This window comes from Bradyrhizobium sp. Leo114 (assembly GCF_055229415.2).
In genome coordinates, this window is sequence record NZ_JBUYEN020000030.1 from 18,992 (window position 1) to 33,685 (window position 14,694).

The 14,694-nt window shown below is 62.8% G+C and carries 13 protein-coding genes; 7 read left to right on the plus strand and 6 right to left on the minus strand.

Annotation, left to right across the window (positions count from 1 at the left end; all coding sequences use genetic code 11):
• Positions 1–111 precede the first annotated feature (111 nt).
• From ACZIRK_RS30005 to ACZIRK_RS30020, 4 genes are all read left to right on the plus strand, one after another.
• Complete coding sequence (locus ACZIRK_RS30005; protein ID WP_474418712.1) at positions 112–627, plus strand: (2Fe-2S)-binding protein; 516 nt, start codon at positions 112–114, stop codon at positions 625–627.
• The gene (locus ACZIRK_RS30010; protein WP_130228666.1) at positions 624–1,640 is read left to right on the plus strand and encodes an FAD binding domain-containing protein; all 1,017 of its coding nucleotides are present in this window, start codon (positions 624–626) and stop codon (positions 1,638–1,640) included. The genes ACZIRK_RS30005 and ACZIRK_RS30010 overlap by 4 nt, the downstream gene beginning before the upstream one ends.
• Positions 1,637–3,877 carry a xanthine dehydrogenase family protein molybdopterin-binding subunit gene (locus tag ACZIRK_RS30015; RefSeq protein ID WP_245474952.1) on the plus strand — a complete coding sequence of 747 codons (2,241 nt, stop codon included), beginning with the start codon at positions 1,637–1,639 and terminating at the stop codon, positions 3,875–3,877. The genes ACZIRK_RS30010 and ACZIRK_RS30015 overlap by 4 nt, the downstream gene beginning before the upstream one ends.
• A 355-nt stretch (positions 3,878–4,232) precedes the next feature.
• The gene (locus ACZIRK_RS30020) at positions 4,233–4,613 is read left to right on the plus strand and encodes a hypothetical protein (RefSeq protein WP_028164047.1); all 381 of its coding nucleotides are present in this window, start codon (positions 4,233–4,235) and stop codon (positions 4,611–4,613) included.
• Positions 4,614–4,629: 16 nt separating this feature from the next.
• Here the strand turns inward: ACZIRK_RS30020 and ACZIRK_RS30025 are convergent, their stop codons facing one another.
• Together ACZIRK_RS30025 and ACZIRK_RS30030 are read right to left on the minus strand one after the other, a co-directional pair.
• Positions 4,630–5,127: a hypothetical protein gene (locus ACZIRK_RS30025; protein ID WP_028164048.1), complete on the minus strand. Its 498-nt coding sequence runs from the start codon at positions 5,125–5,127 to the stop codon at positions 4,630–4,632.
• Between the two features lie 244 nt (positions 5,128–5,371).
• A complete protein-coding gene (locus ACZIRK_RS30030) occupies positions 5,372–5,968 on the minus strand; it encodes a hypothetical protein (RefSeq protein ID WP_245474951.1) in 597 nt (198 codons plus the stop codon).
• Positions 5,969–6,307: 339 nt separating this feature from the next.
• Here ACZIRK_RS30030 and ACZIRK_RS30035 point away from each other — a divergent pair, with 339 nt between their 5' ends.
• Entirely contained in the window at positions 6,308–6,694 is a 387-nt protein-coding gene (locus ACZIRK_RS30035; protein ID WP_130228665.1) for a VOC family protein, read from the plus strand.
• A gap of 150 nt (positions 6,695–6,844) precedes the next feature.
• Here the strand turns inward: ACZIRK_RS30035 and ACZIRK_RS30040 are convergent, their stop codons facing one another.
• Positions 6,845–7,183 (minus strand): hypothetical protein, encoded by a 339-nt coding sequence (locus ACZIRK_RS30040; protein ID WP_245474950.1) that lies wholly within the window; start codon positions 7,181–7,183, stop codon positions 6,845–6,847.
• Positions 7,184–7,548: 365 nt separating this feature from the next.
• Here ACZIRK_RS30040 and ACZIRK_RS30045 point away from each other — a divergent pair, with 365 nt between their 5' ends.
• Entirely contained in the window at positions 7,549–7,899 is a 351-nt protein-coding gene (locus ACZIRK_RS30045) for a GrlR family regulatory protein (protein ID WP_028164051.1), read from the plus strand.
• A 203-nt stretch (positions 7,900–8,102) separates the two neighbouring features.
• Here ACZIRK_RS30045 and ACZIRK_RS30050 read toward each other — a convergent pair whose 3' ends face one another.
• A complete protein-coding gene (locus ACZIRK_RS30050) occupies positions 8,103–10,784 on the minus strand; it encodes a PAS domain S-box protein (RefSeq protein ID WP_474418713.1) in 2,682 nt (893 codons plus the stop codon).
• Positions 10,785–11,165: 381 nt separating this feature from the next.
• On the opposite strand from ACZIRK_RS30050, the gene ACZIRK_RS30055 reads away from it, so the two are divergent.
• Positions 11,166–12,719, plus strand: a complete 1,554-nt coding sequence (locus tag ACZIRK_RS30055) for a hypothetical protein (protein ID WP_474418714.1) — start codon at positions 11,166–11,168, stop codon at positions 12,717–12,719.
• A gap of 134 nt (positions 12,720–12,853) precedes the next feature.
• Here the strand turns inward: ACZIRK_RS30055 and ACZIRK_RS30060 are convergent, their stop codons facing one another.
• On the minus strand, positions 12,854–13,654 hold the full coding sequence (locus ACZIRK_RS30060) for an NUDIX hydrolase (RefSeq protein ID WP_130228662.1): 801 nt from the start codon (positions 13,652–13,654) through the stop codon (positions 12,854–12,856).
• Between the two features lie 36 nt (positions 13,655–13,690).
• A complete protein-coding gene (locus ACZIRK_RS30065) occupies positions 13,691–14,524 on the minus strand; it encodes an IS5 family transposase (RefSeq protein WP_474418715.1) in 834 nt (277 codons plus the stop codon).
• Positions 14,525–14,694: the final 170 nt, after the last annotated feature.

Here is a 14,694-nt window from a genome sequence, read left to right on the forward strand (position 1 = left end):
CCGGAACAGCCGCTTCGACATGCTGGCGCTCGCTTTGGAACCAATCTAAACGGCCAGTATTCTCCGCTGTAATGGCGGATGGCAGTCACCCGCAAGACGGAGTTGCTGACGATGCAAGATCGAGCCGTGCAATCGGACGCCAAGCTTCAACCGCTGCCGGAAAAAGTGTCGGTGACATTGACCGTCAACGGAACAGAGAGGCGCTTTTCGGTCCTGCCCTGGGTCTCGCTTCTGGATGCGCTCAGGGATCACCTCGATCTCACCGGCACCAAGAAGGGGTGCGACCACGGCCAATGCGGCGCATGCACCGTGCTTGTCGACGGTCGCCGCATCAATTCGTGCCTGACTCTCGCAGTGATGCGGGACGGCGCACTCGTCACCACCATCGAGGGACTGGCAGCCAATGGCGCGCTGGACCCGTTGCAGCAGGCTTTCATCGACCATGACGCTTTCCAGTGCGGCTATTGCACGCCCGGGCAGATCTGCTCCGGCGTCGGGTTGATCGCCGAGGGACGGGCCAAGACCCCTGACGAGATCAGGGAATTCATGAGCGGCAACATCTGCCGCTGCGGCGCCTATCCCAACATCGTCGCCGCGATCCAGCAGGCGATGGGGACCAGGCCATGATCCCATTCCAATATACGAAAGCAAATAACGTCGCCGACGCCGTGCGGCTGATTGCGGCCACTAGCGGCGCAAAGTTCATCGCCGGCGGCACCAATCTGCTCGATCTCGTGAAAGACAATGTCGAGCGGCCGACGACGCTGATCGACATCTCCCGCCTGCCGCTCAGCTCGGTCGAAGAGACAGCATCGGGAGGCTTGCGGATCGGCGCGCTGGTGCCGAACTCCGACCTTGCCTGGCATCCGCTGATCGAAAAGCGCTATCCGCTGGTGGCAAGCGCAATTCTTGCCGGCGCCTCGCAGCAATTGCGCAACATGGCTTCCACCGGCGGCAACCTGGTGCAGCGGACGCGATGCGCCTATTTCTATGACACGGCCACGGCCTGCAACAAGCGGCAGCCGGGCTCGGGCTGCTCGGCCGTCAATGGCATCAATCGCGGGCACGCCATCCTCGGAGCGAGCACCTCCTGCATCGCGACGCATCCGTCCGACATGTGCGTAGCGCTCGCCGCACTCGATGCCACCGTGCACGTGACGGGCCCCAACGGCGCGCGCGCCATTCCGTTCGCGGACTTCCACCGCTTGCCCGGCGATACCCCGCATATCGACACCAATCTCGGGCCGGACGAGATCATCACCGCGGTCGAGGTGCCGGCAAAGGGCTTTGCGACCAACTACTCCTACCTGAAGATCCGTGACCGGATGTCCTACGCCTTCGCGCTGGTCTCGGTCGCGGCCGCGCTAGAGCTCAAGGACGGCACGATCCAGGAGGCGCGGCTCGCGCTTGGCGGTGTCGCCCACAAGCCATGGCGCGATTCGGCGGCCGAGGCGGCGCTACGCGGACAGGCCGCTGAGGAAGCGAGCTTTGCCCGCGCCGCTGATCTGCTGCTTCGTGACGCCAGGCCGCAGGCGCATAACGGCTTCAAGATCGATCTCGCCCGGCGGGCGATCATCCGCACACTGACGCAGGCTGCGCAGGGCACGCCGCAATCGCAATCGAACAAGACGATCCAATGAGCATGGTCAACAACACCGCGAAAACCTATACCGGCACCGCCACTTCGCGCGTCGACGGCCGCGCCAAGGTCACCGGCGCCGCCAAATATGCCGGCGATTTCAACGAAGGCGGCCTCGCCTATGGCGCGGTCGTGGAGGCGACCATCGCCAGGGGCCGGATTGCACGGATCGACGCCAGCGAGGCGCGGAGCGTACCCGGTGTGATCGACGTCGTCACCCACGAGAACAGGCCGCGGGTCGCCGACAGCGATAAAGCCTGGAAGGACGACGTCGCGCCGGAGGAAGGTTCGCCGTTCCGCCCGCTCTATGACGACGCGATCAAGTTCAACCAGCAGCCGATCGCGCTGGTCGTGGCGGAAGAATGGGAAATCGCACGGTATGCGGCATCGCTCGTCCGCGTCGACTATGAGAAGCAGGCGTTCGTCACTGACGTCTATCGCAAGCGCGACGATGCCATCGTCGTCGAGAAGCCCGACAAGCCGCGCGGCGACGCCGCAAAGGCATTTGCGGCGGCCGATGTCCGCCACGACGCGGATTATTTCATCCCGACCGAGCATCACAACCCGATGGAATTGTTTGCGACCACGGCGATGTGGGAAGCCGGCGGCCCGCTGACGGTCTACGACAAGACCCAGGGCGTGCAGAACGTGCAGCAGTATCTCTGCAGCGTGTTTGAGAAGAAGCCGGAAGAGATCCGCGTGGTCTCGCCCTATGTCGGTGGTGCCTTCGGTTCGGGCTTGCGGCCGCAATATCAGGTGGTGCTGGCGGTGATGGCGGCGCTGAAGCTTCAGCGCTCGGTGCGGCTGGTGCTGACGCGCCAGCAGATGTATGGACTGGGCTATCGTCCGGCCACCATCGAGCGGCTTGCGCTCGGCGCGCGGCGTGATGGCACGCTCGATGCGATCACGCATGAGGCTGTTGGCACGACCTCGCAGTTCGAGGAATTTTCGCGCAACGACACCGGCTGGTCGGCCCTGCTCTACACCTCGCCGAACGCGCGATATGAACATCGCGTGGCGCCGCTGGACGTGCCGACGTCCTGCGACATGCGCGCCCCTGGTGCTGCGACCGGTGTCTACGCGCTGGAGAGCGCGATGGACGAACTCGCGGTCGCGCTGAAGATGGATCCGGTGGAGTTGCGGCTGCGCTGCTATTCGGACCGCGACCAGAACGAGGACCTGCCCTACACCAGCAAACGCCTGCGCGAATGCTATCGCGAGGGCGCCGCGGCCTTTGGCTGGGACAAGCGCAAGGCGGAACCGCGCTCGATGCGCGATGGCAAGACTCTCGTGGGCTGGGGGATGGCCTCCGGCGTTTGGGAGGCGCTGCAGATGCCGACCGCGGTGCGTATCGTAATGACCGCCAACGGCCACGCTGAAGTCTCCTGCGCGGCCTCCGATATCGGTACCGGCACCTATACGATCATGGCCCAGGTCGCGGCCGACAGCCTCGGTCTTCCGATTGAAAATATCAGCGTCAAGCTCGCCGATTCCACGCTGCCCAAGGCACCGGTCGAGGGCGGGTCATGGATAGCGGCCTCCGCCTGCCACGCCGTGATCGCGACCGCGAGCGAGGTTCGGAGCGAGCTGTTGCGGCTGGCTAAGCTGATGAAGGGCTCACCCCTCGCCGACACGGTCGAGGAAGACGTCGCCCTTTCCGACGGCAAGCTCGTCAGTCGGACGCAGACCGATCGCGGGGTTTCGATCTCCGACATCATGCGGCATGGCGCGCTGGAGCGGATCGAGAAGGAAAAGACCAACCAGTTCGCCGACGACAAGGCGCACGCCAGGAACACGCATTCGGCCGTATTCGCCGAGGTCAAGGTCGATGAACAGCTTGGCGTCATCAGGGTCACCCGCGTCGTCAGCGCAGTCGCGGCTGGCCGCATATTGAACCTGAAGACCGGACGCAGCCAGGTGATGGGCGCCGTCGTCGGCGGCATCGGCATGGCGCTGCATGAGGAGACGGTCTACGACCACGGCCTCGGCCGTATCGTCAACCATGACATCGCCGAGTACCATGTGCCCGTCAACGCCGATATCCACGACATCGAGGTGATCTTCGTCGACGAGCCGGACAGCCTGATCAACCCGCTCGGGATCAAAGGGCTCGGCGAGATCGGCATCGTCGGCGTCGCGGCAGCCGTCGCCAATGCCGTCTACCACGCGACCGGCGTGCGGGTGCGTGACCTACCGATCACCCTCGACAAGGTGCTGGAGCGCCGAAAGGCGGCTTAGAGCGTTTTCGAGCGAGGCATGCCCTCGGACTTGATCCGAGGGTGGACACCGGTTCGCGTGAAGAAAACGCGTCAAAACAAGAATCCAGAGCTTCGGTTCTGATTCCATCAGAACCGAAAATGCTCTCGGCCCTCCTTTTGGGGGGCTGGGGGCCGGGGGGCCGGCCGGAGGCTCCGTCCCGCTGGACAGGAACCGGAAAATCCGTAAAGAAACATGGCCTGTCGGAGCGGCGTTGCGCCCGCTTGGACGGGCGCACAAGCGCGAGTAAACAACGTTGGGTTTTGGGGCGATTCCAGCGGTCCGGTTCGATCCGTTCGGGCGCCCTCTCCGGTCCCGCCATTTCGGACAATTCGATATGAGAAAGATCATCCTGGCGCTGGCGCTTCTGTATCCGGCCGCCGCGCTCGCCCAAGGTACGACCCCGCCGGCCGCCCCCGCCAGTCCGCCCATGGTCGGCGACAAGCCCCTGATGCAAGTCGGCGCCAAGAAGACGGCGGCGAAGAAAGGCGAGAAGGGCAAGCAGCCATCCGTCGCGCAGAAGCTCCAGGCATGCCAGGAGATCGATGACGGCACCAAGGAGCGGCTGACCTGCTATGACGAGGTCTTCGCGCCGCAACCCAAGCCGAAGCCGGCCGCGGCCAAGGCCGTCAGCGAGTGCCGGTTCGTGAAGGAAGAGGACGAGCGGCTGACCTGCTACAACGGCTTTGCCGACAAGATCCCGAAGCTGCCGCAGTAATCCGGCCGCAATCCGGTTACCAGGTGCCCCAGCCGCCGAAGAAGCCGAAGCGCGACTGCTGCGCCACCCGCATCGGCCGCTGGCCCATGAACATCGGCTGCTGACCCATATACATCGGCTGACCCGCGTACATCGGCTGGTAGGCCCGCGCCCTGGCGACCTTATGCCTCTTCGGCGCCTGCGGCTCGTGCTTCTTGGCGTCGGCCGGGACGTATTGGGCGAAGGTCTCGCGCTCGCGAGCCTGGGCAACCGAGGACTCGGCACCGGGCGCTGGCGGAAGCGGCGCGGCAGCCATCTGGGTGGCGGGAGCCGGCGGCACGATGGTCGGGAGGCTGGTGTCGAAAACCACCCGTTCCGGCAGCTTCTGGGCAGACTGGATGCGGACGGTGGACTTGTCGATGCCAGGCGCGCTGTGGCTTGCCGTGGCGGCGTCCTGCGGCACCAGAGCGTCGACTGCGTATAAGGCCGCGAGCAAGGCTCCGCCGACATAAAGGAAATAACGCGTCACCAACATCACAAACAGCTCCCCCGCGCGATGACGCGGTTTAATCGCCTAATGGCGATATAGGGAGTTAGTTCCTGGCCACACGCTACGGGTTCAACCGAAACGTTCACTTTTTCGGGACGCTTGAGCTAGAGCAATTTCGAGCGAGGCGTGCCCTCGGACTTGATCCGAGGGTGGACACCGGTTCGCGTCAAGAAAACCCGTCAAAACGAGAATCTAGCGCTTCGGTTCTGATCCAATCAGAACCGAAGCTCTAGGCTCGGCTTGCCGTGACCAGGGAACACTTTGCCTTATTTGCATTGATGTTCACGAACCCGACCAGAATGCCGGCGTAAGTCTTGCGGCTCTTCATGTTGATGGTGTCGCTGATCACGCGCCGGCGGTCGGTGAGATGCGTGCCGTCGGCGCGGGCAAAGGCGCAGGCGATCTCGATATCCTTGACCGGATAGTGGTTGGCATTGCGCAGCGTCAGCCAGACCAGCGCTTTCGAGCCGAGGCCGCCGCGGCGCCAGAACTGGCGAGAGATCTTCAGCCCATCGATCGGCGCCCGCTCGACCGTGACGGGCTCGTTGGTGGTGGCAGCCGGCGCCTCATCGTCGACGACATCCTCCGCCGGTGCGATCGCTTGCTCGACTGGCGCAGCCGCCTGCTCGGTCGGCGCAGTCGCCTTATCGAGCCAAACGACCTCCTGCTGAGAAGTCGAGGGCGGCGACGCCACGGCAACTGATTTGTTATTGGCATCGCTGGGATCGGGGAGCATCAGCCATCCGGCAGATCCGACGATGGCGAGGACGGTGAGCAGAACCAGCTTGGCGCCAAAGCCTCGAAACGACCACCTGCCGATGCCCATGGCCATGTCCTCACCCGCGTGACAGCGCTTCCTGCCTGCACGCAAAGCCGCTCCGGCGGATCACCGCACGGCTTGAAAGGGACGCGCTGCTGTACGGAAACCACCGCCAGTCAATTAACCATCCGCCGAAACTACGGTTCCAAGCTCTCCCGGCAAAATTGCGGCAGTACCTGCGACAGGATGGCCTTGTGGATTCCGAGCCGGTAGATTGCCGCACCAGCGGATCGCGCGGTTAGAGCATGATCCGAATGTGGAAACCGGTTTTCCTCGCGACAAACGCGCAGCATTTGCGTGGGAAGATCATGCTCAAACAAATCATCGAGCAAGATGGGAGATGAAATGCCGATAGAGGTTACCTGGGACCATATCCACCTGCGCACCCCCGATCCCGAAGCAACCGCGGCATGGCTCCGGGACGTGCTGGGCGGCGAGATCATCCGCAATCCCGGTCGCATCGACGTGCAGCTCGGCGGCGCCAAGGTGTTCATCGCGCCGGTCAAACCGGGCGACGGCGTCAATGCGCCGCCGGTGACGCCCTATCAGGGCCTCGACCATTTCGGACTGGCGGTGAAGGACATCGACGCGGTCGCCGCCGAGATCAAGGCAAAGGGCGTCGAGTTCACGACGGAGCCGACCACGATCCGTCCCGGCGTGCGCATCTGCTTCATCCGCGGCCCGCAGGGCATCTCGATCGAGCTCCTGGAGCGCGACAAGAAATATGCCTGACCGTGCGACGTGCGCGTCGAGCATTTTCGGTTCTGATGGAATCAGAACCGAAGCTCCAGATTCTTGTTTTGACGCGTTTTCTTCACGCGAACCGGTGTCCACCCTCGGATCAAGTCCGAGGGCATGTCTCGCTCGAAAACGCTCTAGCGGTCAGGTCATGCTGCCGGGCATGAAGCAGCGGATCTGCAGTCCGAGATAGCCGCGGATCGGCCACACCATCGTGCGCCCGTAGCGGTTCGGCTCGGTGATCACGGCATCATCGGGCACGTCGATCCATTCGCCGTCGATGCGCACGCGATAATGTCCGTCCTTGGATTCCCAATCGACGTCGCTCACCGCGGTGCCGTCAGCGTCGGAGCAGCACGGCCCCTTCCCGCTCCTCAAACTGTCGAACCATTGCTTGAGCGGCGAATTGGCGTAACGGCCATCGGGATCGCGCGCATGCACAAGACTTACGGCGGCGACCGACAACAACGCGACCAGACTCAATGTGAGTGGGACTCTGAGGCGGACCGTTCGACGATGGTCCGTAATTTCACGGATGGAACCTGTGAGCTCTGCGCGTAGGCGCGCGAAAATGCGGCCGGAATCGATCCAGTTCGTCACCTGTCTCTCGCTCCTGCACCCACCGGCCGGTGCCGACAAATGTTATGCATTTCGCGGGCCAAGTTGATTCGCCAAGCGCTGTCAGCGACAACGTCGTCATCGAGACGTCGTTCACCAATGGAATCATTTCGGGTTCGCACGGCATCGAGCGACGCATGGGCAACCTGCCACGTTGCGCCGGCCATGCCGCTTTGGCATAAATTCTGAACCGGCAGCCCTTGGGCGAAGGGGGCCGGCCGCGGGGCACTATGAGAAACGGCCTGTATTCTATTCACGTCACCCTGCTCGACGGACGCGTCGGCAAGGGCAGCGGGGTGATCGTGTTCCGCGACGGCCAGATTGTCGGCGGCGATGCCTATCTCTATTACACCGGCACCTACACCGTGAAAGGCAACACCTTCAAAGGCGAAGTGCTGGTGCAGCGACACACCACGCCGCGCGACAGCGACAACCCGCTATTCGGCGGACCTGCGCCGGTCGGCATCGGCGTCACCGGAACTTTCACCGCCACGCAGGCGACGATGAGCGGAACCGCGCTGGTCGGCAAAGCCAGCCAGATCTTCGGCGCCACGCTGCGCAAGCTCGTGGATATCGATTAGCGCATCACGCCATCAGATTGAGACGATCTGACTGCGGGTTCACTTCACCTCTCCCACTTGGGGGGAGGTCGGCGCGAAGCGCCGGATGGGGGCTCTCTCCCCACGATCGAACAGCGCGATTCGTGGAGACACCCCCCACCCCAGTCCCCCCGCAAGCGGGAGAGGGAGCACAAGCTGCGCGTTCGCCTCCATTGCAAAGCTGATTACTCTGCGGCCTGCTCCACGGGCGCGACGCGCGGCAGGATGATCTGAATGCGGGTGCCGCCGCCGGGCTCGGAGTCGAGATCGAGACGGCCCCCTAAGCGCGTGGTGACGATGCTGTAGACGATGTGGAGCCCGAGGCCGGTGCCGCCCTGGTCACGGCGCGTCGTGAAGAACGGATCGAAGGCGCGGCGGCGCACGTCGAGCGACATGCCGCAGCCATTGTCGGAGAAGATGACCTCGACATTGTCCCTGCCGGAAGCGCGAACCTGGATGTCGACGATACCCGGCTTGCCGTCGGGAAAGGCGTGCGCGACCGAATTGAGGAAGAGATTGGTGAGCACCTGGCCATAAGGGCCGGGATAGGAATTCATGATCAGGTTCGGCTGGCAATCGACATTCAGCGTCAGATTGTGCTTGCGCAGGCCCGGCCTCAGACTCATCACCACCTGCTCGGTGAGGTCGCCGAGGTCGAAGTTGCGCTGATCGGAATAATTGCGGTCGGCGGCGACCTGCTTGAACGACTGGATCAGCTCCGCGGCACGGTTGAGATTGGCGACGAGCTGCGAGGACGCATCGCTCGTCGTGGCAAGGAAATCGTTCAGGCTCGAACGCCGCAACTCGCCGCGCTCGACCTGCGCGGCAAAGGTCGCCGCCTTGCGCTCGAGCGCGGAGGCGACGGTGAGGCTGATACCGACGGGATTGTTGACCTCATGCGCGACGCCCGCGACCAGCCGCCCGAGAGCCGCGAGCTTTTCCGCCTCGATCAGCGAGTTCTGCGTCTCGCGCAAATTGTGTAGCGCCGCCTCCGCAGCGTCGCGCGCTTTCCGCATCTCATGCTCGCTGCGCTTACGCTCGCCGATGTCGAGCGCCACCGTAACGATGTTCTCGATCTCGCCGTTGATGTCGAGGATCGGCAATTTGTTGACCAGCCATTGCCGCATGTTGCCGGCGACGTCCTTGTACTCCTCCTCGTAGAAGCCGAGCTCCGTTCGCCCCGACAACACCCGTTTGTCGTTCTCGTCGGTCTTTGCAGCACCATAGCGTGCCATCAGCTCACCGGTGGTATGGCCGAGCGCCTCGTGCGCCTCGATGCCGAAAATGCCGGCCATGTAGCGGTTCATCAGGACGTAGCGCAGATTGCGATCCTTGACGTTGATCACGGCCGGAACGGTGTCGATCACCATCTGCAGCAACTGCCGGCCTTCGGCGATCGCGTCTTCGGCCCGCTTCTGGTCGGTGATGTCGCGCACCGTGCCTTCGTAGCGGATCACCTCGCCTTTCTCGTCGCGCACCGCGCTCGCGCTGTCGGACAGCCACAGCACCGCGCCGCTGCGGGAACGGACCTGATATTCGTAGTCGCGCACCATGCCGTCGCGGTCCATCAGCCGCTGGTATTCGGTGCGCGCGGCCGGATCGACATAGACATTGGAGGCGACGTCGTCGATGCCGTTGATCAGGTCCTGCGGCGTGGCGTAGCCCATCATCCACGCCAGCGCCGGATTGGCATTGAGCAGCGCGCCGCCCGGCGTCGTCACATAAATTCCGTCGATGGAAGATTCGAACAGCTTGCGATAGCTCTCTTCTGCAAGCCGCTGCTCGGCGAGCGCGCGCACCGCTGCTTCGCGCGCGGTATCCGCATCGACCAGCGTCTTCCGGAATACCTCGGCGGCGCGGGCGATCTCGCCGATCTCGTTGTCGACGTCGGTTGCCGGGATCGACGCGCTCTTCTCGCCGGCTGCGACCGCGCGGATCGACTTGGTGATTGAGGCGAGCGGCCGCACGGTGCGGCGGACCACGAGCAGCGCGGCGAAGATCCCGATCAGCACGCCGGCCGAGCCAAGCACGATGCTCTGCCATTTCGCCTCGGTAAGCGTGCGCGCGAAATCCCGCGACAGGACGTGACCGCGGCGCGAACTGAGTTCGCGCAACAGCTCGGTCACGCGCTGGATCAGCCGTCCCTCGGTGCCCAGCACCTCACGGTCGATATCGGCGATCTGGCGTTCCCGGATCGATATTGCGACGACCGCGTCGGCGTAATTGTTCACGGCCGTGCGCAGCGCCGGCTCAGTGATGGTCATCGACCGCATGCTCTGCGCCGCCTGCTCGGCCGCGGACGGGTTGTGGGCAAGCAGCGCGGTGGCGATGCGGCCCTGGGCCTGCAGCAGGGTGGACGCAGTCGCGGAATCGGACGTTTCGGCTACCGCCTTTTCGAAGGCCTCGCGCAATGGCGGCAGACCGATGATCAGCTCGGCGCGGCGGTTGATCAGCGCCGAGATGCGCTCGATACCGCCGCGGTAGGTGGCGAGGCGCTCGGTCACGCCGTCGATCATGTCCTGCTGCTCGGGGGCAAGCTCGATCCTGGTCTTCTTCAGCGCCTCGCCGAGCGCGCTGGCGGCCTCGCCGACCTGGATCGTCTGCGTCCCGGGATCAGTGACGAAGTCGCGTGCCGCAAGCCGCAGCTCGTTCATCCTGCGATCGATATCCTCGGCCAGGTCGCCGACGCTCTGCAGCCGCTGCAGCTCGCCGAACGTGGCGTCGATGTGACGGATCGCGATCACGCTGGCGGTCGAGGTGATGATGATCACCGCCAGCACCAGGAGGAAGCTGCCGAAAGTAAGCTGACCGATCGACAGCGCGAACGGTCGCTTCTGGGGCGGATTCGGCGGCAATTCGGAGGTCATGCGAAGGGGGGCCAGGCTGAAATCGACCCCAATATACGACGTAATTCGGCTCCGTGGAAACCGGGCCCGAACCCCAAAGCGGGCTTTGCGCCCCTCCAGTGGCCTCGCGGGGGCCCATCGATAGGCACGTTGAGAAAGCTGGCCACAGGATACCGCCCTTCAACGGCGCAGCCTGGAAGGCGGAGGCCTTGTGCCGGGGAGACGGGCCGCCGCGAAAGCGAACACAGCGCCTCCATCGGCGCACGACACAACCTTACATTGCCATCCAGACCACGCATAGACCAAACGACAGAACAGACGAAACGATCGTTGGTCAGGGCGGCAGCTTGCATCCAACTATTGCGCCTGCTAGTCGTGCAATCTTTGATAGTGGGGGATTTTATGGGGCATCGTTTTGCGAAGTTGCTATCGTTCTTGAGTTTTCTTACCGTCGCCACGCCTGTCAGTGCCGCTTGGGAAGATCAAGTTGATTGGACCAGGCCTCCATCGAGAAATTCGAAGGTTCAAAGTCTCGGCCTTTACGCCGTCGAGGTCCGATGCACTCCACGCGGGGGATCGCTTGAGGGCGTGACGAACGCATGGACCGGCAAGACACGCAGCCTTCTCGTGTTGATTACAAAATCTGTCGGCACAGGCACTCCCGCCGTGGACAAGCTCCCGAGCGATGTGATCGGAGCTGTTCAGGCCTATAGCGCGAGCAGCAAGGACTGGACGTCGTACGATTATCGGGACTGCAAGAAAGATTTCCTCGTCCCAGGCTCGAAACTCGCTTTGGTCGCAGTGAAGAACGAAAGCGACGATCCAGCCAGCGGCCCGATTGGCCAGTTTGTATCTGGTCTGCTCGGCATCGTATCGCCGCTGTTCTCGTTCTTCACAGGGCAAGCCTTGCCGACTGCGGTCGCCTCGAAGATCACCAACTTGCAGTCCGCGGCCGACCCTTTCAGCAAGTTGCTCGGCGCGCTGAAATCGGGAAGTACCCAGACGAGACCGGTCGATGTCTTGCGGACCGGGACCTACCGCTACGTCACCGACTATGCTGCCATTAACGTGACGATCCGATCAATCGAATCGATCGTGCTGGACAGAAATCCAAGCTTCCGCGACGATCTTCGCGCTCAGGTGAAGGCTGCGCCAGACAAGATTGACGCAACCAAGCTCGAGCAAAGCTGCCGAGCTGCCCGTCTTGGGATCTCGGACCTCGGTTTCCGCTCCACCCTCGATATTGCCTATGGAATGATTGCGCTTGCCGGCAAGGCCGGCATCGACAATGATCAGACGGTGCAATGCCTTTCGCGCGATTACGCGACAGCGATTACGAGCCGCAGAGATCAGGACGGTCTAATCTGGAAGGATTTTCAGGCCGAGCAAAAATTCACCCAACATGACGTTGACGGAATTCTTCCAGTCATCGATCGAAGCAGCATTCAGCCAAAATTCAGGGTGATCGCTTCCAAGGTCGACGATCTCGTCACTTCTCTCGCCCAATACGCACGCAACAATCCGCACCCTAAGCAAGCGACCGACCATCTCACCACTCTTCTTGCCGAAGATATTGCAGTCGTCGACAAGACCTCGGATCTGGTCGCCGGTGGCAACGGTTCTTACAAACGTTTCGATTTTATCAATAAGCTCACCGACGAAAATACTCAGCCTCCTCCCGAGCGACGATACATCCGTTTCGGCTGTTACGAAGAAGCGAAAGACACGACAGGACTGTTCATCGACGGAGCGTCATCTATTTTTCTTGTCTTCAAGGCCAAGAATGATGACACCACCGTATCGTTTGAAAACGTGCTCGCAATGAAGCCCATGTTCGGCACGGACTCGAAAAACATCACTGGATTGATCGTTTCTTCGGACCGGGCATGGATCAACAAGGTGCTGACGAACTGGAATTACGTCTGCGGAGACTTCTCCATTAAGAGGCCCACATAGTCCGTCCGGGCTGAGCAGGCGCGCCGCTGGCGATTAGATCATGATCCGATTAGACGAAATCGGTTCATGATCTAATCTCTTTGTTGAGCATGATCTTTTTCGGAAAACCGGTTTCCACTTTTCCGGATCATGCTCTAGCCGGCGGAGCCGACCTCGAAGACCTCCCCGTCATAGCCGGCCTCGAGCGGGATACGGAGCTGGCGGCCGGTGGCGGTCTTGGTCATGATAGGCATCACCGTGACGATGGATTTGCCGCGGCTGTCCTGCAGCGCCTCTCCGACGCTGGCCTGCTTGCCGAGCCTGATCAGGTTGCGGGTGGTCGGGAACGGCAGCTTGAAGCGGCCACTCTCCCCGCCCTCCAGCGCCTCCCGAGGGGAAACCCAGATCGAATCTGTGGATTCCCTGCCGTCATGGGCGCCGAGCTGCTCCGGGGGCGCTGCGGCAAGGAAGAACCAGGTGTCGAACCGCTTGGACATGCCTTCCGGCGTGATCCAGTGCGCGTAAGGCACGAGTTCGTCCAGCGCCAGCACCATGCCGGTCTCGGCCAGCACGTTCAGGAAGCTGGTCTTGCCTTCGCAGAGCCGGCTCCGATGCGCGAGCTCGATCTCGTGGGCCCGTCCGGCATCCACCAGCTCGCTCGATCCCTTCGGCCGCGCCAGCAGGATGCCGCTCTCCTCGAACGTCTCGCGGATCGCGCCGATGCGGAAGCTGAGCGCGCTCTCGTCGAGCCCCTCGCCCGCGGAATAGAGCGCGTGGTTGGCGATGATCTCCTTGTCGCCCTTGTCGACACTGCCGCCGGGAAACACCAGCGCGCCGGAGGAGAAATCGATCTCGTAATGGCGCACCATCATGAAGATTTCGATTTCGCGCCGCGCGGCGGCATCCCGCAGCAGCAGGATGGTGGAGGCAGGGCGCGGCGTGACGATCTCGGCCATGGCGGCTCTCTCCTCAGAGTCTGACTCAAAAAGCGGTCAGCATTTGGAGGGCGTGGCGAGGCGTCGGGTGAGGAGCCTGACGTGGGCAATGAGAAGCCAGGCGACTTCGGTGGCGGCGGAGCCCTCGAAGTCTCTGGCGAGGCGTCGGCATCTTCCGAACCAGGCGAAGGTGCGTTCGACGACCCAGCGTCGAGGCAAGAGCTGGAAGCCTTTGACCCCGGGCGGGCGCTGAACGATTTCGATGGTCCACGGCCCGCAATGGGAGAGCGCTTCCACGAGCTGTTTTCCGCGATAAACCCGGTCCGCAAAGACGTGACGCAGCTTGGGAAAGCGATCTCGCACGCGCTCCAGCAGGGGGACCGCACCATGGACATCCTGAACATTGGCGGGATGAACGTGGACGGCCAGCAGAAGACCGTTGGTATCGGTGACGATGTGCCGTTTGCGTCCATGAACCCGTTTGCCCGGATCGAAGCCACGCGGTCCGCCGGCTTGTGTCGTCGAAGCACTTTGGCTGTCGATGGCGGCTGCCGTCGGTGTCAGCTTGCGGCCGAGTTTTCGCCGCGCCTGTCGCACCAGAGCCCTGACGATCCTGTGCCACCTGCCGGTATCGCGCCAAGCATAAAAATAGCTCTGGACCGTCGAGTACGGCGGGAACTCGCTTGGCAAAGCCCGCCACTGGCAGCCGGTGGACAAAATGTAGAAGATCGCCTGCACCACCTCGCGCAAATCGACCTGCCGCGGTCGCCCGAGCCGCCGTCGCCGCGGCATCTTCCGGGCAATCAGCGCCCACTCCGCATCGGTCAGATCGCTTGCGTAACGCAGTCCACTACGCTGATACTGAACACGAGTGATTTTGGTCCACGGCATCGTGCCCTCCCTCGAATCTTCGCAAATCCGAAGGAATCACAGCCGACCGAAATCACTCACTCCTTTTTTCAGTCAGGCTCTCAGGACCTCATCCTGAGGAGCGGCCATCGGCCGCGTCTCGAAGGATGATGCGGAAACATCCGGGCCTCATGGTTCGAGACGGCGCTGTG

What these genes read in the sequence shown, in the direction of transcription:
- ACZIRK_RS30025 (WP_028164048.1), bottom strand. Translation starts at nt 5,127, where the DNA reads ATGTTGGTGACGCGTTATTTCCTTTATGTCGGCGGAGCCTTGCTCGCG.
- ACZIRK_RS30050 (WP_474418713.1), bottom strand. Translation starts at nt 10,784, where the DNA reads ATGACCTCCGAATTGCCGCCGAATCCGCCCCAGAAGCGACCGTTCGCG.
- ACZIRK_RS30020 (WP_028164047.1), top strand. Translation starts at nt 4,233, where the DNA reads ATGAGAAAGATCATCCTGGCGCTGGCGCTTCTGTATCCGGCCGCCGCG.
- ACZIRK_RS30055 (WP_474418714.1), top strand. Translation starts at nt 11,166, where the DNA reads ATGGGGCATCGTTTTGCGAAGTTGCTATCGTTCTTGAGTTTTCTTACC.
- ACZIRK_RS30065 (WP_474418715.1), bottom strand. Translation starts at nt 14,524, where the DNA reads ATGCCGTGGACCAAAATCACTCGTGTTCAGTATCAGCGTAGTGGACTG.
- ACZIRK_RS30005 (WP_474418712.1), top strand. Translation starts at nt 112, where the DNA reads ATGCAAGATCGAGCCGTGCAATCGGACGCCAAGCTTCAACCGCTGCCG.
- ACZIRK_RS30010 (WP_130228666.1), top strand. Translation starts at nt 624, where the DNA reads ATGATCCCATTCCAATATACGAAAGCAAATAACGTCGCCGACGCCGTG.
- ACZIRK_RS30060 (WP_130228662.1), bottom strand. Translation starts at nt 13,654, where the DNA reads ATGGCCGAGATCGTCACGCCGCGCCCTGCCTCCACCATCCTGCTGCTG.
- ACZIRK_RS30035 (WP_130228665.1), top strand. Translation starts at nt 6,308, where the DNA reads ATGCCGATAGAGGTTACCTGGGACCATATCCACCTGCGCACCCCCGAT.
- ACZIRK_RS30045 (WP_028164051.1), top strand. Translation starts at nt 7,549, where the DNA reads ATGAGAAACGGCCTGTATTCTATTCACGTCACCCTGCTCGACGGACGC.
- ACZIRK_RS30015 (WP_245474952.1), top strand. Translation starts at nt 1,637, where the DNA reads ATGAGCATGGTCAACAACACCGCGAAAACCTATACCGGCACCGCCACT.
- ACZIRK_RS30030 (WP_245474951.1), bottom strand. Translation starts at nt 5,968, where the DNA reads ATGGGCATCGGCAGGTGGTCGTTTCGAGGCTTTGGCGCCAAGCTGGTT.